Genomic DNA, 18,911 nt, shown 5'->3' with positions numbered 1-18,911 from the left:
TCCTTTGGGAGCAGCGGCTTTTTTTTGTTCAGAGGTTTTTATTGAATAAAAATCTCGGCAATTGACTCAGCAAGTCGGGGTTGGTGCCGTTACAGTTGTTGGCACATTGCCATCAATTGAAATGACGGGTCGGAGCTTTACCCTTGCAACGTTCTTCCCCTGTACGTGTGAGTCACTTTTTGCCGTCATTGCTGCTGTTACTGGCGGGGCTCGCGGCTGCCTACATCAAGGACCTGAACGTTTTCTTCACGTCGTTGTTCCACGTGCTTCCAACCCTGGTGCTGTTGCTCGGCGGTGCTTACTGTGCGGTTTACCGACGCCAGCGCGAGCTGTTTCTGATGGCCACGGTGTACATCGCCTACTTCCTGCTCGACACCCAGACCGATTACTACCGTGACAACGGCAAGGTACGTGACGACGCCGCAGTGGTTTTTCATTTGTGTTGCCTGCTGGTGCCGTTGCTGTTCGGCGTGTTCGCCGCGTGGCAGGAGCGCACGCATCTGTTTCAGGACATGGTCGCCCGTTTCGCCGTGTTACTGGCCGTCGGTAGCGTCGCATTGGCGCTTGAACAAAGTTACCCACAGGCGTTGCTGGCGTGGCTGGCGGAGATTCGCTGGCCTGCCTTGCACGGCGCGTGGATGAGCCTGATCCAGTTGTCCTATCCGGTGTTCATCGCATCGTTCGTGCTGCTGGCCTACCAGTATTGGCGTCACCCCAGACCCCTGCATGCGGCACAGCTGGTGGGATTGCTCGGGCTGTTCTGGATGTTGCCGAAAACCTTCATCCTGCCCTTCACCCTGAACATCATGTGCAGCCAGGTGATGCTGATGATCGCGGCCGCCGTTGCCCATGAGGCCTATCAAATGGCCTTCCGTGACGAACTGACCGGACTGCCGGGGCGCCGTGCGTTGAATGAGCGCATGCAGCGCCTGGGGCGCAACTATGTGTTGGCCATGAGTGACGTTGACCACTTCAAGAAATTCAACGACACCCACGGGCATGACGTCGGTGACCAGGTGCTGCGACTGGTCGCCAGCAAACTGTCGAAAATCGGCGGAGGCGGTAAGGCGTATCGCTATGGCGGTGAGGAATTCGCCCTGGTGTTTGCAGGCAAGACTCTCGAAGAGTGCATGCCGCACCTGGAGGTCATTCGCGAATCCATCGCCACCTACAACATTCATCTGCGCAATCAGGACAGCCGTCCACAGGATGATAATCAGGGCCGCCAGCGTCGCGCCGGCGCCAGTGCCTCGAGTGTGTCGGTGACTGTCAGCATCGGCGTTGCCGAACGAGTGGAACAACGCACGCCCGAGAAAGTGCTCAAGTCCGCGGACCAGGCGCTTTACAGCGCCAAGGGCGCCGGGCGCAACTGCGTGATGGCGTTCGGTCAGAGCCGCCGTGGCGCCGTGCGCATGGACGCCGCTACGGTTGAGTGATGACGGCGCATTCAGCGTCTGGACTGTGATTGTGAAGGGCGGGGCGGTGGCAGTAGGTTTGAGTCATCTGCTGCCGGAGAAATGACCATGCCCGACTACAAGGCTCCCCTGCGCGACATGCGCTTTTTGATTGACCACGTTTTCGATTTTCACAGCAACTACGCCACCCTCGGCGCTACCGATGCCAGCCCGGACATGATCAGTGCGATCCTCGAAGAGGGCGCCAGATTCTGTGAAAACGTGCTGTCGCCGCTCAACCGTAGCGGCGACGAAGAGGGCTGCCATTTCGACAACGGCGTGGTCACGACTCCTAGGGGCTTCAGGCAGGCTTTCGCCCAATACGTCGAGGGTGGCTGGCATGGCCTGGCGGCTGATCCGGCGTATGGCGGTCAGGGTCTGCCCAGCTCACTGGGGCTGGTCATCAGCGAAATGGTCGGTTCCAGCAACACGTCCTGGGGCATGTATCCCGGCCTGACTCACGGCGCCATGTCGGCGATCCACGCCCATGGCACACAAGAGCAGAAACACACCTACCTGAGCAAACTCACCGCCGGCCAATGGACCGGCACCATGTGCCTGACCGAAGCTCATTGCGGCACCGACCTGGGCCTCATCAAGACACGCGCCGTGCCTCAGGCCGACGGCAGTTACGCGATCTCCGGCAGCAAGATTTTCATCTCCGCCGGCGAGCACGACATGAGCGCCAACATTATTCACCTGGTTCTGGCGAAACTGCCGGATGCACCGGCCGGGACCAAGGGTATTTCGCTGTTTATCGTGCCCAAGTTCCTGCCCGATGCAGAGGGTGAAGCGGGCGAGCGCAATGGTGTTTCCTGTGGCTCCATCGAGCACAAGATGGGAATCAAGGCCTCGGCCACCTGCGTGTTGAACTTCGACGGGGCCAAGGGCTTTTTGATCGGGGAAGCGAACAAGGGCCTCAACTGCATGTTCACCATGATGAACCACGCGCGACTCGGCACGGGCATGCAGGGTTTGTGTCTGGGCGAAGCGAGTTTCCAGGGCGCGATCAAGTACGCCAACGACCGTTTGCAGATGCGCGCATTGACCGGCCCGAAAGCACCGGAAAAAGCCGCCGACCCGATCATCGTGCATCCGGATGTACGCCGGATGTTGCTGACCATGAAAGCCTTCAACGAAGGCAACCGGGCACTTACTTACTTCACTGCGCAGTTGCTCGACGTTGCGCACCTGAGCGCGGATGAAACGGCGCGCCAGGATGCCGAAGACCTGCTGGCGTTCCTGACGCCGATCTGCAAAGCCTTCATGACCGAAACGGGACTGGAAGTGACCAACCATGGCATGCAGGTGTTCGGTGGCCACGGCTTCATTCGTGAATGGGGTATGGAGCAGTTGGTCCGCGACTGCCGGATCGCGCCGATCTATGAGGGCACCAACGGCATCCAGGCGCTGGACCTGCTCGGGCGTAAAGTCCTCGGCAGCCAGGGCAAGCTGCTGCGCGGCTTCACCAAAATCGTCCACAAGTTTTGCGCGGCCAACGTCGGGCATCCGCAGTTGGCCAGCTATGTGGCGCAGCTCAATGAGCTGAATCAGCAATGGGGCGAGTTGACGACCAAGGTCGGCATGGCGGCGATGAAAAACCCGGATGAAGTCGGCGCCGCATCGGTGGATTACCTGATGTACAGCGGTTACATCATCCTCGGCTATCTGTGGTTGCGCATGGCGTTGGTGGCGCAGGCGCAGCTGGATGCGGGCAGCGGTGACGCCGGTTATTGTCAGGGCAAGCTCGCGACCAACGAGTTTTACTTCAAGCGTTTGCTACCGCGTACTGCCGCTCATCGGGCAGCAATCGAAGCAGGCAGTGATTGCCTGATGAAGCTGCCAGCGGATTTGTTTGCGCTTTAATCTTTTAAAAATGAACCACAAAGGAAGCCCGCTGAATTGCGGGCTTTTTTATGACCGAATAGTCAGTGACTAAACATTACAAATCGGTCACTGGCTGACCCTATGTGTCGCAAAAGTTGTTGGGTTACACTCGGACCCAACGAAAACACCACTCCTACGAACCACCCTGTATAGATCCTGCGAGGTTTGCCATGGCTGACTACAAAGCCCCCCTGCGCGATATGCGCTTCGTCCTCAATGAAGTGTTCGAGGTCGCCAAACTCTGGGCCGAGCTGCCAGCACTGGCCGATTCCATTGATGCTGAAACGGTCGAAGCCATTCTCGAAGAAGCCGGCAAGGTCACCAGCAAAAGCATCGCGCCCCTGAGCCGTGCGGCTGACGAAGAAGGTTGCCGTTGGGCGGACGGTGCCGTCACCACGCCGGCTGGTTTCCCTCAGGCTTACCAGACCTACGCTGAAGGCGGTTGGGTCGGTGTTGGTGGTGATCCGACCTACGGCGGCATGGGCATGCCCAAGGCCGTTTCGGCCCAGGTCGAGGAAATGGTCAACTCCGCCAGCCTGGCGTTCGGTCTGTACCCGATGCTGACCGCCGGCGCGTGCCTGTCGATCAACGCCCACGCCAGTGAAGAGCTGAAGGCCGCCTACCTGCCGAACATGTACGCCGGGGTCTGGGCCGGCTCCATGTGCCTGACCGAGCCGCACGCCGGTACTGACCTGGGGATCATTCGCACCAAGGCCGAGCCTCAGGCCGACGGTTCCTACAAGGTCAGCGGCACCAAGATCTTCATCACCGGCGGCGAACACGACCTGACCGAGAACATCATCCACCTGGTGCTGGCCAAACTGCCGGATGCACCGGCGGGGCCGAAAGGGATTTCGCTGTTCCTGGTGCCCAAGTTCATGGTCAATGCCGACGGCAGCCTGGGCGCGCGCAACCCGGCAAACTGCGGCTCGATCGAACACAAGATGGGCATCCAGGCCTCTGCGACCTGCGTGATGAACTTCGACGAAGCCGTGGGTTACCTGGTCGGCGAGCCGAACAAAGGCCTGGCGGCGATGTTCACCATGATGAACTACGAGCGCCTGGGCGTCGGTATCCAGGGCCTGGCCACCGGTGAACGCTCCTACCAGAACGCCGTCGAGTACGCCCGCGATCGTCTGCAAAGCCGTTCGCCGACCGGCGCGCAGAACAAGGACAAGGTCGCCGACCCGATCATCGTCCACCCGGACGTGCGTCGCATGTTGCTGACCATGAAAGCCTCAAACGAAGGCGGCCGCGCCTTCTCGACCTACGTGGCCATGCAACTGGACACCGCCAAGTTCAGCGAAGACGCCACCACGCGCAAGCGCGCGGAAGACCTGGTTGCACTGCTGACTCCAGTGGCCAAGGCGTTCCTGACCGATCTCGGCCTGGAAACCACGGTTCACGGCCAGCAGGTGTTCGGCGGTCACGGTTACATTCGTGAGTGGGGCCAGGAGCAACTGGTGCGTGACGTGCGCATCACCCAGATCTACGAAGGCACCAATGGCATCCAGGCGCTGGACCTGGTCGGGCGCAAGATCGTCGGTACGGGCGGGGCGTTCTACAACCTGTTTGCCGACGAGATTCGTCACTTCACCGCCACCGCCAGTGCTGACCTGGCGGAATTCACCAAGCCGCTCAACGATGCGGTGACGACCCTTGACGAGCTGACTGCATGGTTGCTGGACCGGGCGAAAAACAACCCGAATGAAATCGGTGCGGCGTCGGTCGAGTACCTGCAAGCCTTTGGCTACATGGCCTATGCCTACATGTGGGCGTTGATGGCCAAGGCTGCCTTGGGCAAAGAAACGCAGGACGATTTCTACGCCAGCAAACTGGGCACCGCACGCTTCTATTTCGCCCGCTTGCTGCCGCGTATTCACTCGCTGAGCGCGTCGGTGAAGGCTGGTAGCGAGTCGCTGTTCCTGTTGGACGCCGGTCAATTCTGACGTTGTAACCTGATGTAAGCATTCTCTTACATGACGTGCTGCTGTTCTCCCATAGTCGTAAATTGGATCCACGGCTAATCTACTTCTCATGGACGTAGCGCAGGAAGCGCAAAGTAACAACACGGACACGTAGGATTCTGCCAGGACGGCGGAGTGAAATGGATGTCAGGGAAACAGTCTGCAAAGCCCCGCTTCGGCGGGGTTTTCTTTGGCCTCGAGAAAAGTGTTCTCGAGAAAAGTGTTCAGCTCAGGCCATCCAGTGCAGGCGGGCTGTTCAAGCGCTCATCCGGCCGATTGATTACCTCCTCCAGCAACGTGCGCAGCAAGGCCAGCGATGCCTGTTGCCGTTGCACATCGCGACAGACCAACCCGACTTTCAGCGGCACCCGCGGCTCGCTCAGGGGCTTCCACAATAATTCCTGGTTGCCATGGGTCTTCTGCGAGCGTCCGGGCAGCACCGTCGCCAGTCGCGTATGCGGCAGGCTGTCGAGAATGCCTGCCATGTTGTTCAGCTCGGCCTGCACCTGCGGACGGCGTCCCAGGCTGGCCAGTTGCGCCTGCCAGATCTGCCGTATCTGAAACTCTTCGCCCAGCAACAACATCGGCAATTCGGCGGCCTGGCTCATGGAGACTTTCTTGAATTCGCGCAATGGATGGTCTGCCGGGATGACGAGTGTCAGTTCGTCCTCGTACAACAGCACCCCATGCAAGCCCGGCTGACGCGGTGGCAAGTAGCTGATGCCGATGTCCAGCGAACCATTGAGCAGTCGACGCTCGATTTCCAGCCCCGTCAGTTCATAGATCTGCACCACCAGATGGGGCTGCGCCTTGCGCACCCGCTCGAGCATTTGTGGCACCAGGCTGGTATGGACGGTTTGCAGTACACCAATGGCCAGGGTACGCAGCGCGTGCCCCTTGAAGTTGCCCAGTGCTTCGCGTGCCCGTTGCATGCCATCGAGCAATGGCAGGGCATGGTTGTACAGCGTATGGGCCGCAAGTGTCGGCAACAGGCGTTTGCTGCTGCGTTCGAACAGGCTCACATCGAGGGTTTGTTCGAGGTGGCGGATCTGCTGGGACAGCGCCGGTTGTGAAATGGACAGTCGCTCGGCAGCCCGGCCCACATGGCCCTCTTCATAGACCGCGACGAAATAACGCAGTTGCTTGAAATCCATAAGTAATACTTATCGAAAATACTGGGAAATCGAAATGGCTCATCGCCTCGCCTGGGCCTAGTCTAACCGTATTCACAAGGCTTACAGGGCCCCGGAACACGATGAATACCCTTTGCTTCGATGGCGTTTGCATAGGTAACGCAAAAAAACTGCTGCGAGGGTTGAACCCATGAATCTGTTCAGCCTGCGTCGACATTCGCCCAGTCTCGATGATTTGCTGGCGGACAGTTCCTTCCCGCCCACAGACGACAATCTTTGCAGTGAGTACCTGATGCCCAGTGTCGATCGGCCCAAACAGGTTTTTGTCCGTGGCCAGGGTTCCTGGTTGTGGGACAGCGATGACCGCGCGTATCTGGATTTCTCCCAGGGCGGCGGCGCCAACAGCCTCGGCCACAGCCCCAAGGCGCTGGTCAGTGCCATTACCGCGCAGGCGCAAGCGCTGATCAATCCCGGTTTCGGCCTGCATAACCGTGGCATGCTCAAGCTCGCCGAGCGACTGTGTGCCAGCACTGGCAGCGACCAGGCGTATCTGCTCAACAGCGGCAGCGAGGCCTGTGAGGCGGCGATCAAGCTGGCGCGCAAATGGGGTCAATGGCATCGCGGCGGCGCTTCGCGGATCATCGTTGCCAATCAGGCTTGCCATGGTCGTAGCCTGGGGACGCTTTCGGCGTCGGACAGTTCGACCCTGGTCAACCGTTTCGAGCCGCAGCTTCCGGGTTTCAGCCGCGTCCCCTTCAACGATCTTGCGGCGCTGAATGCGGCGGTGGATGAACGGACCGTGGCGATCATGCTCGAGCCGATCCAGAGTGAAGCCGGGGTGATCGCGGCCACTGCGCATTACCTCAAAGGGGTCGAGCGCCTGTGTCGCGAACTGGGCATCCTGCTGATCTTCGACGAGGTGCAAACCGGTGTCGGTCGCTGTGGCAGCTTGCTGGCTGAACAGTCCTACGGCGTCCGGGCAGATATTGTCGTGCTCGGCAAAGGGCTTGGCGGTGGTGTGCCAGTGGCGGCGCTGCTGGCGCGGGGCAAGGCCTGCTGCTTCGAAACGGGCGAAATGACCGGTACCCATCATGGCAATGCGCTGCTGACCGCCGCCGGCCTGGCAGTGCTCGACAGCGTGCAGGACAAGGGCTTTCTCGAGCATGTCGGGGAAATGGCCCAGCACCTGCGCGAAGGCCTGCAGCGCTTGTCCCATCGCTATGGCCACGGCGAATTACGCGGACAAGGGCTGCTCTGGGGGCTGACCGTGTCCGACGACTCGGCCGACGCCGTGGTCAAAGCCGCGCTGTATGAAGGGCTGTTGCTCGATGCGCCGCAAGCCGATTGCCTGCGTTTCACCCCGGTGCTGACGGTCAGCAAATCCAACATCGATGAAATGTTGCTGCGCCTGGCCCGCGCCTTTTCCCGCGTGCGCACCGCGCAGCTGCAATGCCGCAAAGGGGTTGCCGTCTGAGCAGACGCGTCCTGCACGAATTCCCGAACCGTCTCGCGGTATAACGCACGCCCCACGCCTGATTCTTTTGGCGTGGGGCGTTTTTTTGTGGCGGTTGCATCGTTCAGAAACATGGCCTGGATACACTGGCCTGGAAAGTCGGGCTGAACCCTGACCAACGGTAACGGTCGATTAACTATGGGGCTCGCGTGAGCCCACTTTAATCAGGAGCTGCTTCCATGGACATTATCCGCATCATCATCGCCATTCTGTTGCCGCCACTGGGTGTGTTTCTGCAAGTGGGTTTCGGCGGAGCGTTCTGGCTGAATATTCTGCTGACGCTGTGCGGCTACATTCCCGGGATCGTGCATGCGGTGTACATCATTGCCAAGCGTTGAGGCGTTTGCCCTGTAGGAGCGAGGCTTGCCCGCGAACCAGACGCCGCGGTGTATCTGTCTCACCGCGTTATGTTCTTCGCCGGCAAGCCTGGCTCCTACATGACACACCGCGTCGGCCGATTCGCCAGCGAATGATGCACCGCGTTTTCAATTTGTGAACGCCATCACCCGCCGATAGAACAACCATTCCTGCTCCAGCGCATGCGCCTGATTGCCGGCTTTGCGAAAGCCGTGGCGTTCGTCCGCGTAGAAATGGGCTTCGACCAGAATACCGTTGTTCTGCAGGGCCTCGACCATGTCGCGGGTCTGCTGCGGCACCACCACGGCATCCAGCTCGCCTTGAAAGAAGATCACCGGCACGCGGATGTTGCTGGCATGCAGTAACGGCGTGCGTGCGGCGTAGCGATCGGCATCCTGTCGTGGATCACCGATCAGCCAGTCCAGGTAGTCTCCCTCGAACTTGTGCGTCGCCCGGCCCAGCGCCACAGGGTCGCTGACCCCATAAAGGCTGGCGCCGGCACGAAACACCTGGTGGAACGCCAGCGCGCACAGCGCGGTGTAGCCACCGGCGCTGCCACCGCGAATGAAGGCCTGGTCGCCGTCGATCAAACCACGTTCGGCGAGATGGCTGACCACCGCGCAAGCGTCTTCGACATCGACTTCGCCCCAACTCAGATGCAGGGCCTGGCGATAGTCCCGACCGTAACCGCTGCTACCGCGATAGTTGAGATCGGCCACGGCGAAACCGCGTTGCGCCCAGTACTGGATGCGCGGGTCGAGCATCGGATAGCACGCCGAAGTCGGGCCGCCATGGATGAACACCACCAGAGGCGGCTTGGCGTCGCCGGTCATCGCCGGATAGAAGAAACCGTGGGCTTCGCCCGAGCCGCTTGGGTAGCGCAGGGTTTGCGGGCGACTGATTCGCTCCGCAGGCAGCGGCGCGATGCCGCCTGCGAGGACCTTCACTTGGCGGGTCTGGCGATCGATGGCGATCACCGCCGATGAACTGACGGGTGAAGCCGCAATGCAGTAGATGAACTGCTCATCCACGGCAAGATGGCGGAAGCGGCTGTAGTCACCGGTAAAATCGTCGCACGCGGTAGCGCAAAGCCCCAATCGGCCGAAGCCGCCTTCTGTCCAGCTGGCCAGATAGCTGCCCTCGCTCAGTGGTAACCATGTGCAACCGCCCAGTTGCCACGGCGCCGGGCCGTGGTCGGCGGCGGCGCTTGGCAATGGCGTCAGGTCATCGGCCGATTCCATCCAGGGCTGCCAGTAACCACCGCGATCGGTCAGGCAGTACAAGCGGCCGTTACCATCGAAGCGAGGTTGTTGCAGCGACTCTTGCGCCTGGTCGCCTGCCAGGCAGCAGGGCGCAGCGAAACCGCCATCTGTCTGGCGTTGAGCGACCATTAAACGGGTCGCGGTCCACGGCTGATCCGGGCGACTCCACTCGATCCAGGCCAGGCGTTGCGCATCGGGGCTCAAGGTCGGTGCGGCGTAAAAATCCGCGCCTTCGGCCAGCAAATGCCGCGCGCCATCCACCAGGTCGATCGCCACCAGGCGGTGTTCATTGCGATTTTCCTCGACCGCCAGCACCTGACCACTGGCGAACTGCAGATCGCCGTATCGACACACGCCGGACGTCAGCACCTCGGGCGTCTCGCCTTGCAGTGATTGGCGATACAGCTGCTGATCCGCCTCGTTGACGAACACCACGCCGTCGTCGATTAGGCAAAACGCACCACCGCCATATTCGTACACCCGACTGCGCACGCTGAACTGGGATGGCGTCAGGCAGTTGGCCACGCCATCACGCCAGTGCCAGATCCGACACGCGGCATCCTCCGGGCGATATTCGTTCCAGAACAAGCCATGGGGGCCGATCTGCAGTTCGGCAAAATCGATGCCGGCCGCGACGGCGTTGGCGGCGCTGAAGGGTTCAGCTTTTGGCGATGAGGCGTGAGTTTCGTTCATTGCGAAAGGCCAGTTGTTCAATGGTCTGGGTCGCGTGCTCCGCCTCTTCGCGGGCCTTGAGGATCACGCCGTGTTGAGGCGACTTGCTGCACACCGGGTCGGCATTGCTCGCGTCACCCGTGAGCATGAACGCCTGGCAGCGACAGCCGCCGAAGTCCTTTTCCTTCTCATCGCATGAGCGGCACGGCTCGGGCATCCAGTCGTAACCGCGAAAGCGGTTGAAGCCGAACGAGTCGTACCAGATATGCTGCATGCTGTGGTCGCGTACGTTGGGAAATTGCACCGGCAGCTGTCGGGCACCGTGACAAGGCAGCGCCGTTCCGTCCGGTGTGACCGTCAGGAAAATACTGCCCCAACCGTTCATACAGGCTTTCGGGCGTTCTTCGTAATAATCCGGCGTGACGAAAATCAGCTTGCACGGATGGCCTTCGGCTTCGAGCCTGGCGCGGTACTCGTTTGTAACGCGTTCGGCGCGGACCAGTTGTTCCTGGGTCGGCAATAGCCCGACTCGATTGAGCTGCGCCCAACCGTAGAACTGGCAGGTGGCGAGTTCGACGAAGTCGGCTTCCAGGGCAATGCACAGCTCGATAATGCGGTCGATCTTGTCGATGTTGTGCCGATGGGTCACGAAGTTCAGCACCATCGGATAGCCGTGGGCTTTCACTGCACGGGCCATTTCCAGCTTTTGCGCGAAGGCTTTTTTCGAGCCCGCCAGCAGGTTGTTCACCTGCTCGTCGCTGGCCTGGAAACTGATCTGGATGTGATCGAGGCCGGCCTTCTTGAAGTCGCTGATTTTCTGCTCGGTCAGGCCGATGCCAGAGGTGATCAGGTTGGTGTAGAAACCCAGCTTGCGCGCCTCGGCAATCAGCTCGGCAAGGTCCTGGCGCACCAGTGGCTCACCACCGGAAAAGCCCAACTGTGCCGCGCCCATCTCGCGTGCTTCGCGGAACACCTTGATCCATTGTTCAGTACTGAGTTCTTTGCCTTGTTCGGCAAAATCCAGCGGATTGGAGCAGTACGGGCATTGTAGCGGGCAGCGGTAGGTCAGCTCGGCCAGCAGCCACAGGGGCAGGCCGATCTCGGGTTTGGGCGGCACTTGCCTCGATGAATCAGGCAAGTTCGATCCAGTGCTGCGCACGGGCAACCTCCATGAATTGCTCGATGTCGTCACCGAGCTCAGGCACGCCCGGGAACTGCTTGTCGAGCTCATTGATAATCGTGGCGACATCACGCTCGCCATCGATCAAACCGCCAATCAGCGCGGCGCTTTCATTGAGTTTAATCATGCCTTCGGGATACAGCAGCACATGTCCTTTCTGCGCCGGTTCGTACTGGAAACGGTAGCCAGGGCGCCATGACGGGGTCTTGCTGCGATCGAAACTCATAAGGTGATTCCTTTATGCCAGACCCGATGCTCGGTCACGCTGTGATACGGCGGGCGATTGAGTTCGTAGGCCATGCTCATGGCATCGAGCATGCTCCAAAGAATGTCCAGTTTGAACTGGAGAATTTCCAGCATGCGTTCCTGGCCTTCCCGGGTCTTGTAGTGCTCGAGGGTGATTGCCAGACCGTGCTCGACATCGCGCCGCGCCTGGCTCAGGCGCGTGCGGAAATACTCGTAGCCGGCGGGGTCGATCCACGGGTAATGCTGCGGCCAACTGTCCAGGCGCGACTGATGGATCTGCGGTGCGAACAGTTCGGTCAGCGAGCTGCTGGCCGCTTCCTGCCAACTGGCCCGGCGGGCGAAGTTGACGTAGGCATCGACGGCGAAACGCACACCGGGCAGCACCAGTTCCTGGGAGCGCAATTGGTCCGGGTCGAGGCCGACGGCCTGGCCCAGGCGCAGCCAGGCTTCAATGCCGCCGTCTTCGCCGGGGGCGCCGTCATGGTCCAGCAGGCGTTGCATCCATTCGCGGCGGATCTCGCGGTCCGGGCAGTTGGCCAGTATGGCCGCATCCTTGAGTGGAATATTTACTTGATAGTAAAAACGGTTGGCGACCCAGCCCTGGATTTGCTCGCGGGTCGCCCGGCCTTCATACATCGCCACGTGATACGGGTGATAGATGTGGTAGTAGGCGCCCTTGGCGCGCAGGGCGGCTTCGAATTCGGCGGGGGACATTGGGGTGTCAGTCATTGCGGTTCTCCGGGGAACGTCCGGTGGATTCTTGGGTGTCTGCACTGGCCTCATCGCCTGTAGGAGCCAGGCTTGCCGGCGAAGAACGATTACGCGGTGCAACAGGTGCACCGCAGCGCCTGGTTCGCCGGCAAGTCGGGTCGCCGCATCGCTGGCTCCTACAGGCGATTGGGCCATCCGCTACAACACAATACTCATGCCGTCATACGCCACTTCAACATCGCGCCGATCCAGCTCCGCCCGCTGCGGCGAATCTTCATCGAGAATCGGGTTGGTGTTGTTGATGTGGATAAGTACCTTGCGCTGCTTGGGCAGTTGCTCCAGCACTTCGAGCATGCCGCCGGGACCGTTTTGCGCCAGGTGCCCCATCTCCCGGCCGGTACGGGTGCCGACTCCACGGCGCTGCATTTCGTCGTCGTCCCACAGCGTGCCGTCGACCAACAGGCAATCGCTGGCCGCCATGATCTCCAGCAGCGGCGCGTCGACTTTACCCAGGCCCGGGGCGTAGAACAGTTTGCCACCGGTATTGAGGTCTTCGACGATCAGGCCGATGTTGTCGCCCGGATGGGGATCGAAGCGATGCGGCGAGTAGGGCGGGGCAGCGCTGCGCAGGGGCAGCGGGGTGAACCGCAGGTTCGGGCAGGCCGCAATGGTGAAACTCTGGTCGAGTTCGATGCGGTTCCAGCTCAAGCCGCCGTTCCAGTGGGTCAGCATGTTGAACAGCGGGAAACCGGTGCTCAGGTCTTCGTGGACCATGTCGGTGCACCAGACCTGGTGCGGGCAACCTTCACGCAGCATGAGCAGGCCGGTGGTGTGATCGATCTGGCTGTCCATCAGGATGATCGCGCCGATCCCGGTATCGCGCAGTGCACGCCCTGGTTGCATGGGCGCGAAGCTCTGGAGCTGGGCACGGATGTCCGGGGAGGTGTTGCACAGCACCCAATTCACGCCGTTATCGGAAATCGCGATGGACGATTGGGTGCGCGCCTTGGCCCGCAGGCTGCCGTTGCGAAAACCTGCGCAGTTCTCGCAATTGCAGTTCCATTGAGGAAAACCGCCGCCAGCGGCGGAACCTAGGATCTGGACAAACATGGGCGCTCCATCATTTCAACGCTGAAAATAAAACGCCTCGGATATCCGAGGCGTTGTGCTGCATTTCTGCCAGGGCAGAGATCAGCGGCTTGCGAAGTACATGGTGACTTCAAAGCCGATACGCAGGTCGGTGTAAGCCGGTTTGGTCCAGGCCATCAGTTGAACTCCTTCAGGTAGGGTTGGACAGCGCTATCTATATGTATAGTCCACCTCCAGTCAGAGATGTTCCAAATAGTTAGGCTGCTATGTTACTCAAAATTTCACAGGGATTGCCCGTGAAACTTTGAAAAAGCTCCTTACAGTCTGGGTAATGATCATTTTGTCGCTTGCCAGGGCGCGCCGGGTGCAGGGCTGTTCGCCAGGCAGCGCCAGCCCCCTGCGGCCCGATTCAAGCGCTGAACCGCGGCCAGCAGCGCGACGCGATCGGTCAGGAGAATGGCCTGGGGCAACTGCGTCAGATAATCCGACGGGCGGCCAGCCAACTTGCCCTGCCAGAGCAGTTCGGCGGTTTGGCTTGTGGTCAGGGTGGCGCTGGAAAACTGATCCACCAAGGCTTGGCGTTGGGCGACGAAGGCGCTCTCGTCGAGGGCCTGAATCAGTGCCGGCAATCCGTTCAGGAACTGTTCGATGTGCTGCAAGAGTACCGCCGCGGCAACATTCGGCGATTGCACACCGAACAGCAACCCGGTCTGCCCGTGAACCTGTCGCAGGGCACTGAACACCGCATAGCCCAGTTGCAACTCCACCCGCAGGCGCTGATAGAACGGCGTCTGACAGACATGGGCGAGCAAACGCCATGCGGCTTCGTCGGCTAATTCCTGGCTGGCTGTCGGACAGAACAGCAACAGCGCGTGGTCGCTGGAGTCGGCTTCTACGGTGCTCCACAGGTGCTGCGCATGAATTGTCGATGTCGCTGCTAGTTGCGTATCCGCAGTGCCCGGCACTCGGCTCAAAGCCAGCCCCATGACCGCTTGAGTCTGGGCGCAAAAACCGGTTGCAAGGCCGGTCCAGCGAGCACTCGACCACAGTTGCTCCAGGTTGTCCGATTCGGCCGATGGCTCAAGGCAGAGATCGGGCAGCACCTTGAGTAGTTGTCGTATCGGCATCAAGGCGGGGCGGGCCGGTGATTGCTGTGAGAGCGCGGCATCAGGTTGGGTGAGCAAGTTCAGCGCGTGTTCGAGGACGGTGGGCATCGGCGCTTGCAGGCCGGTCAATTTCAACAGCCATTGATTGCCCGATGCACCGAAGGAAAAATCCACACCGGCCTGACCGGCGTCTTCGCGCAACGCTTGCAGGTTGTTGTCCAGGCGCGATTGAAGGCTGGCGCTGGGGGCCGCCTCCAGGCGCCAGCGCAGGTACACCGCGCCTTCAGTGCCGTTATCCGGCAGCGCCTGGCTGAATTGCATCGGTGAACGTTCGCGGCGACTGCGCGAGCGGTCTTGAGCAAAAGTGCGCAGGCCCCGGTGGGCACTGGTTTGTCCGCGAATCAGGCCTGCGTTGGGAGTAGCCGCATCGGTGTGCAGGAACGGATTGGGTGCGGGCAGCTGCCACGGGCCGTGGAAGTTATCCACAGCGCCGATTTGTTCCAGAATAGCCTTGAGGACAATCACACCGACTTCGGATAACCCTGTTTCGCGCTCTTCGCTGTCCTGCCGGGCCAGCTGCAAGGCACTGCTGACACCTCGCTGGCGCTGGCGCAGCGCCGCGTATTCCTCGCGCAACCCGCGCCAGTCCTGGCGGGCGAAAAAGCCCAGCCAGTCCTGCAATTGCTCGCCAATGCCGGTCGCCGGTGCATTGGCAGGCAGTGTGAATTCAATGTGCAGCAAGGCCTGTCCGGCGAACTGATACAAGGGCCTTGCCTTGAGGTTTTCAACTTGGTCCTGTTTTCGCAATTCAGCCAGCAGTCCACCGGGTTTCGCAGAGTTCAGCCAATGGCACAGAAAGTCCAGCGCCTCGGGCGATGAGTCGGGCAGTGCTTCAAGGGCAAACAGCAGGTCCAGCCGATGCTCGCCAGCCTGTTGATAACGGTTCCCCGCCCCAGCCATCAGCGGTGCGGGGGCTTGTTGCGCGACCTTCTCGCCCTTGGCAATGACCTTGCCGAATGCTTCGGCCAACAGCCTCAACTCATCAAGGCTCTGGGGACCGGCAAGGCTCAAGGTCATTTGCCCGGTCTGGTAATAGCGCTGATAAAAATCCTGCAAGGCCTGCTGGAAATCGGGTTGCGGCACCGGCAGGCTGTCGCGGTTGCCGGCATGAAAACCGCGCAACGGATGAGCGTCGCTAAGCCCGCCCAGCAAGGCCAGCTGCTGCTGAGCCGCGCCATCCTGCGACCAGGCGATGAATTCCGCGTGCAACACTTCCCGTTCCCGGCGCTGGTCATCCAGGTTCATGCGTGGATGGGCGAGCATGTCTGCCAGTCTTTCCAGGCCCTTGGCAAACGCCTGGGGTGGCAGCTCGAAAAAGTAATCGGTGGTGCGCTCGCAGGTTTGCGCATTCACCTGGCCGCCGTGACGCTGGACGTAGGCCATCAGCCCTTGATCGGCGGCAAAGCGCTCGGTATCGAGAAACAGCAGGTGTTCCAGAAAGTGCGCCAGGCCTGGCCACGCCAATGGCACATCATGGCTGCCGGCGGCAACCCGCAACGCCGCCGCGCAGCGCTTCAAATCCGGGGCATGACGCAGCGTCACCCGCAAGCCGTTGGCCAGGGTTTCAGTGTGGGGGCGAGGGTGATTCAGCGCAGGCATGAGCACTTCCAGAACAGAGAAGTGCCAATGCTAGCGGATAACGGTGGTTCAGCGCTTGTTCAGCGCGCCGTAAAGCTCGGGGCGGCGATCGGTCAGGTAGCGATTGGCGGCGCGGGAGTCGACCATCAACTGGCGGTCCAGCTCACCGACAATCAGCGCCTCATCGAGTCCCGCCTGGGCGATGCGGCTGCCATCCGGTGCGGCGATGCTGCTTTGGCCACAGTAGTGGATATCGCCTTCGTGCCCGCAATAGTTGGCATACGCCACATAGCACTGATTCTCGAAAGCCCGGGCGCGGACGGTGACGTCAGCGATGAAATCGAACGGGATCATGTTGGCCGTCGGTGCCAGTATCAGTTCGGCACCGGCCAGGGCCAGGCGCCGGGCGTTTTCCGGAAACTCGAGGTCGTAGCAGATCAGGAACCCGAGCTTCCAGCCGTTGAGTTCAACGATGGGGAAGTCGTCGGTGCCGACACTGAACATCGAACGGTCGAGGTCACCGAACAGGTGCGTCTTGCGGTAATTGCACAGACGCTCGCCATTGGCGTCGATCAGTTGCACGGCGTTGTAGATCTGTCCGTCCCCGGTGCGTTCGGGATAGCCATACAAAATGGCGATCCCGGTGGCCTTGGCAATGCGCGCAATCTGTTGCGCCGATTCACCGTTGTGCACCTCCGCCAGTACACTGACGGCATCGACGCCGATGTTGTAGCCGGTCAGGAACATCTCCGGCAGTACCAGCAAGTCGGCGCCCTTTGCCTCCAGTGCCAGCTGATGCAGGCGCTGAAGGTTGCCGGCGACATCCAGGGGCAACGGTGGACATTGGTAAAGGGCTACGCGCATTTCGGATTCCTCTTACTCGGGCAGGGCGATCGGACCGATCTCGTTGAACACATCTCCTGGACCCGGATTCTCGGCGTGAGTTGCACCGCCGAAGTGTTTCATGATGCCCCACACCGCATTGAGCGAGGTCTGCACCGCGCCTTCGACCCAGGCCGGCGTCCATGACACGTCGTCGCCGGCGATGAAAATCCCGCGCTGCTCGGCCGGCATGTCGTCCTGCATGAAATGCGCGTACATGCGCTGGTTGTAGCGGTAGTGGCCGGGCAGGGCACCCTTGAAGGCGCCGAGGAAATGCGGGTCGGCTTCCCAGGACACGGTGATCGGATCGCCGATGATTCGCGCGGCGATGTCGACTTTCGGGTAGATCTTTTTCAGCGCATCCAACGCCAGTTTTACGCGCTTTTCCACCGGATGCGGGAGCATTTTCAACGCGTCGCTCATCCACGAATACGACAGGCAAATCACCCCGGGCTTGTCGTCGCCGTTATCGAACAGGTAAGTGCCGCGGGTCAGGCGATCAGTGAGGGTCATGCTCATCAGGTCGCGGCCGGTTTCCGGGTCTTTGTCCTTCCAGAACGGGCGGTCGACCATCACGAAGGTTTTCGACGACTGCATGTAGCGGGTGCGGTCCAGGGCCATCCACATCTTCTGCGAGAACAGGGTTTCGTCGCATTCGATCTGGGTGGTCAGCAGCCAGCTCTGGCAGGTGGTCAGTACCGCGGCGTATTCGCGGGTGTCGCCGTTGTTGTCGGTGACCGCAAAACGGCCGTCCGGCGCGTGGGCGATTTTCTTCACGCCGGAACGTGGGGCACCACTGTGCAACGACTTGAGGCTGGTGCCCTGCGGCCAGTGCACGCAGCGTTCCGGGACATGGCGCCAGATGCCCTGCGGCACTTGTTCCACACCACCGACCACCAGATGCTGGTGATCGTCGCAGTTGGTCATCACCACGCGGAAGATTTCCAGCATCGAGTTGGGGAAGTCCGAGTCCCAGCCACCGGTACCGAAACCGACCTGGCCGAACACTTCGCGGTGATGGAACGACAGCTTGGCGAAGGCTTTGGAGGTGGCAACGAAATCGTAGAAGGTGCGGTCGTCCCACAGCGGCACGAGGGTGTTCCATAGTTCCTTGAGGCGCGGTACGTCGCGGTCGCGGATGGCCTGCTGGCTATCAGCGAACTGCGAGCCAGCTTCCAGGGCATCGGCCCAGGCGTCAGCCACTTCCTGGAACAGTGCAGGAAGATCCGCCAGTTTCTGTGCGTAATGGGTCTTGCCTTCCAGGTCGATGACGGTGCTGCCGGAGGCAGGTGTCAGCGGGTTGGGGAAGGGTTTGGTTTCAAGGTTCAGCTTGTCGACATAGTGATAGAACGCGGTGGACGATACCGGAAAGCGCATGCCGCCCAACTCGGCGACGATGCCATCGGTGCCATTGAACGCTTGGGAGCGCAGGCGACCGCCCAACTTCGAGGCCTCATAGACCACGGGCTTGAGGCCAAGCTTCATCAATTCGTACGCGGCCACCAATCCTGCGATACCGGCGCCGACAATCGCCACTTCGGCACCGTGATGGTGCTCGGGAATGCTGCCCAGGCCGGCCGGGTGTTCGATCCAGTCGTCGAAGGCGAAAGGAAAGTCCGGACCGAAAATGGTGACTGGTTTTTTACCGTCTGCAGGATGGCGATTGTTCTTGTTCATGGCTGACCTTGCTGGCGACCCGACGCGGAATGCGCATCTGAGTATAGGAAAAGATGTCAGCCATTCTAGAGAGCGTAGAACTCGTTAATAAGAAGCAAAGTGTCGTCATTTTGCAATTTTATTGGTCAATATGACGA

At 60.6% G+C, this 18,911-nt stretch carries 15 protein-coding genes; 5 read left to right on the top strand and 10 right to left on the bottom strand.

Annotation, left to right across the window (positions count from 1 at the left end; translation table 11 throughout):
- Positions 1-143: 143 nt before the first annotated feature.
- The 3 genes from ACA054_RS29575 to ACA054_RS29565 all read left to right on the top strand — a co-directional run bounded on the left by ACA054_RS29575 (position 144) and on the right by ACA054_RS29565 (position 5,290).
- Positions 144-1,436: a GGDEF domain-containing protein gene (locus tag ACA054_RS29575; RefSeq protein ID WP_497687293.1), complete on the top strand. Its 1,293-nt coding sequence runs from the start codon at positions 144-146 to the stop codon at positions 1,434-1,436.
- A gap of 87 nt (positions 1,437-1,523) precedes the next feature.
- Positions 1,524-3,320, top strand: a complete 1,797-nt coding sequence (locus tag ACA054_RS29570; protein WP_497687292.1) for an acyl-CoA dehydrogenase C-terminal domain-containing protein — start codon at positions 1,524-1,526, stop codon at positions 3,318-3,320.
- A gap of 191 nt (positions 3,321-3,511) precedes the next feature.
- Complete coding sequence (locus tag ACA054_RS29565; RefSeq protein ID WP_497687291.1) at positions 3,512-5,290, top strand: acyl-CoA dehydrogenase C-terminal domain-containing protein; 1,779 nt, start codon at positions 3,512-3,514, stop codon at positions 5,288-5,290.
- Between the two features lie 242 nt (positions 5,291-5,532).
- Here the strand turns inward: ACA054_RS29565 and ACA054_RS29560 are convergent, their stop codons facing one another.
- Entirely contained in the window at positions 5,533-6,462 is a 930-nt protein-coding gene (locus ACA054_RS29560; protein WP_497687290.1) for a LysR family transcriptional regulator, read from the bottom strand.
- Between the two features lie 169 nt (positions 6,463-6,631).
- Here ACA054_RS29560 and ACA054_RS29555 point away from each other — a divergent pair, with 169 nt between their 5' ends.
- Both ACA054_RS29555 and ACA054_RS29550 read left to right on the top strand, forming a co-directional pair.
- Positions 6,632-7,915 (top strand): aspartate aminotransferase family protein, encoded by a 1,284-nt coding sequence (locus ACA054_RS29555; protein WP_497687289.1) that lies wholly within the window; start codon positions 6,632-6,634, stop codon positions 7,913-7,915.
- A gap of 218 nt (positions 7,916-8,133) precedes the next feature.
- Complete coding sequence (locus ACA054_RS29550; protein WP_033050408.1) at positions 8,134-8,292, top strand: YqaE/Pmp3 family membrane protein; 159 nt, start codon at positions 8,134-8,136, stop codon at positions 8,290-8,292.
- A gap of 147 nt (positions 8,293-8,439) precedes the next feature.
- Here ACA054_RS29550 and ACA054_RS29545 read toward each other — a convergent pair whose 3' ends face one another.
- The 9 genes from ACA054_RS29545 to ACA054_RS29505 all read right to left on the bottom strand — a co-directional run bounded on the left by ACA054_RS29545 (position 8,440) and on the right by ACA054_RS29505 (position 18,774).
- A complete protein-coding gene (locus ACA054_RS29545; protein ID WP_497687288.1) occupies positions 8,440-10,266 on the bottom strand; it encodes a S9 family peptidase in 1,827 nt (608 codons plus the stop codon).
- Positions 10,232-11,362, bottom strand: coding sequence for a pyrroloquinoline quinone biosynthesis protein PqqE (gene pqqE / locus ACA054_RS29540; RefSeq protein ID WP_497690390.1), 1,131 nt, complete (start codon positions 11,360-11,362; stop codon positions 10,232-10,234). The genes ACA054_RS29545 and pqqE overlap by 35 nt, the downstream gene beginning before the upstream one ends.
- A 13-nt stretch (positions 11,363-11,375) precedes the next feature.
- On the bottom strand, positions 11,376-11,651 hold the full coding sequence (gene pqqD / locus ACA054_RS29535) for a pyrroloquinoline quinone biosynthesis peptide chaperone PqqD (protein ID WP_497687287.1): 276 nt from the start codon (positions 11,649-11,651) through the stop codon (positions 11,376-11,378).
- Positions 11,648-12,400, bottom strand: a complete 753-nt coding sequence (gene pqqC, locus ACA054_RS29530) for a pyrroloquinoline-quinone synthase PqqC (protein ID WP_497687286.1) — start codon at positions 12,398-12,400, stop codon at positions 11,648-11,650. The genes pqqD and pqqC overlap by 4 nt, the downstream gene beginning before the upstream one ends.
- 180 nt (positions 12,401-12,580) lie before the next feature.
- Complete coding sequence (pqqB, locus tag ACA054_RS29525; RefSeq protein WP_497687285.1) at positions 12,581-13,492, bottom strand: pyrroloquinoline quinone biosynthesis protein PqqB; 912 nt, start codon at positions 13,490-13,492, stop codon at positions 12,581-12,583.
- A gap of 81 nt (positions 13,493-13,573) precedes the next feature.
- Positions 13,574-13,648 (bottom strand): pyrroloquinoline quinone precursor peptide PqqA, encoded by a 75-nt coding sequence (gene pqqA, locus ACA054_RS29520; protein WP_003444522.1) that lies wholly within the window; start codon positions 13,646-13,648, stop codon positions 13,574-13,576.
- A 158-nt stretch (positions 13,649-13,806) separates the two neighbouring features.
- Positions 13,807-16,236 (bottom strand): pyrroloquinoline quinone biosynthesis protein PqqF, encoded by a 2,430-nt coding sequence (gene pqqF / locus ACA054_RS29515; RefSeq protein ID WP_497687284.1) that lies wholly within the window; start codon positions 16,234-16,236, stop codon positions 13,807-13,809.
- 48 nt (positions 16,237-16,284) lie between these two features.
- Positions 16,285-17,079: a carbon-nitrogen hydrolase family protein gene (locus tag ACA054_RS29510; protein WP_497687283.1), complete on the bottom strand. Its 795-nt coding sequence runs from the start codon at positions 17,077-17,079 to the stop codon at positions 16,285-16,287.
- Positions 17,080-17,091: 12 nt separating this feature from the next.
- Entirely contained in the window at positions 17,092-18,774 is a 1,683-nt protein-coding gene (locus ACA054_RS29505; RefSeq protein WP_497687282.1) for a flavin monoamine oxidase family protein, read from the bottom strand.
- Positions 18,775-18,911 lie beyond the last annotated feature (137 nt).

This window comes from Pseudomonas sp. LBUM1653, from assembly GCF_059716115.1.
This window is presented reverse-complemented; position numbering and strand designations above follow the sequence as displayed.

What these genes read in the sequence shown, in the direction of transcription:
- ACA054_RS29565 (WP_497687291.1), top strand. Translation starts at nt 3,512, where the DNA reads ATGGCTGACTACAAAGCCCCCCTGCGCGATATGCGCTTCGTCCTCAAT.
- ACA054_RS29555 (WP_497687289.1), top strand. Translation starts at nt 6,632, where the DNA reads ATGAATCTGTTCAGCCTGCGTCGACATTCGCCCAGTCTCGATGATTTG.
- pqqB (WP_497687285.1), bottom strand. Translation starts at nt 13,492, where the DNA reads ATGTTTGTCCAGATCCTAGGTTCCGCCGCTGGCGGCGGTTTTCCTCAA.
- ACA054_RS29570 (WP_497687292.1), top strand. Translation starts at nt 1,524, where the DNA reads ATGCCCGACTACAAGGCTCCCCTGCGCGACATGCGCTTTTTGATTGAC.
- ACA054_RS29560 (WP_497687290.1), bottom strand. Translation starts at nt 6,462, where the DNA reads ATGGATTTCAAGCAACTGCGTTATTTCGTCGCGGTCTATGAAGAGGGC.
- ACA054_RS29505 (WP_497687282.1), bottom strand. Translation starts at nt 18,774, where the DNA reads ATGAACAAGAACAATCGCCATCCTGCAGACGGTAAAAAACCAGTCACC.
- ACA054_RS29545 (WP_497687288.1), bottom strand. Translation starts at nt 10,266, where the DNA reads ATGAACGAAACTCACGCCTCATCGCCAAAAGCTGAACCCTTCAGCGCC.
- pqqD (WP_497687287.1), bottom strand. Translation starts at nt 11,651, where the DNA reads ATGAGTTTCGATCGCAGCAAGACCCCGTCATGGCGCCCTGGCTACCGT.
- ACA054_RS29550 (WP_033050408.1), top strand. Translation starts at nt 8,134, where the DNA reads ATGGACATTATCCGCATCATCATCGCCATTCTGTTGCCGCCACTGGGT.
- pqqF (WP_497687284.1), bottom strand. Translation starts at nt 16,236, where the DNA reads ATGCCTGCGCTGAATCACCCTCGCCCCCACACTGAAACCCTGGCCAAC.
- ACA054_RS29510 (WP_497687283.1), bottom strand. Translation starts at nt 17,079, where the DNA reads ATGCGCGTAGCCCTTTACCAATGTCCACCGTTGCCCCTGGATGTCGCC.
- pqqC (WP_497687286.1), bottom strand. Translation starts at nt 12,400, where the DNA reads ATGACTGACACCCCAATGTCCCCCGCCGAATTCGAAGCCGCCCTGCGC.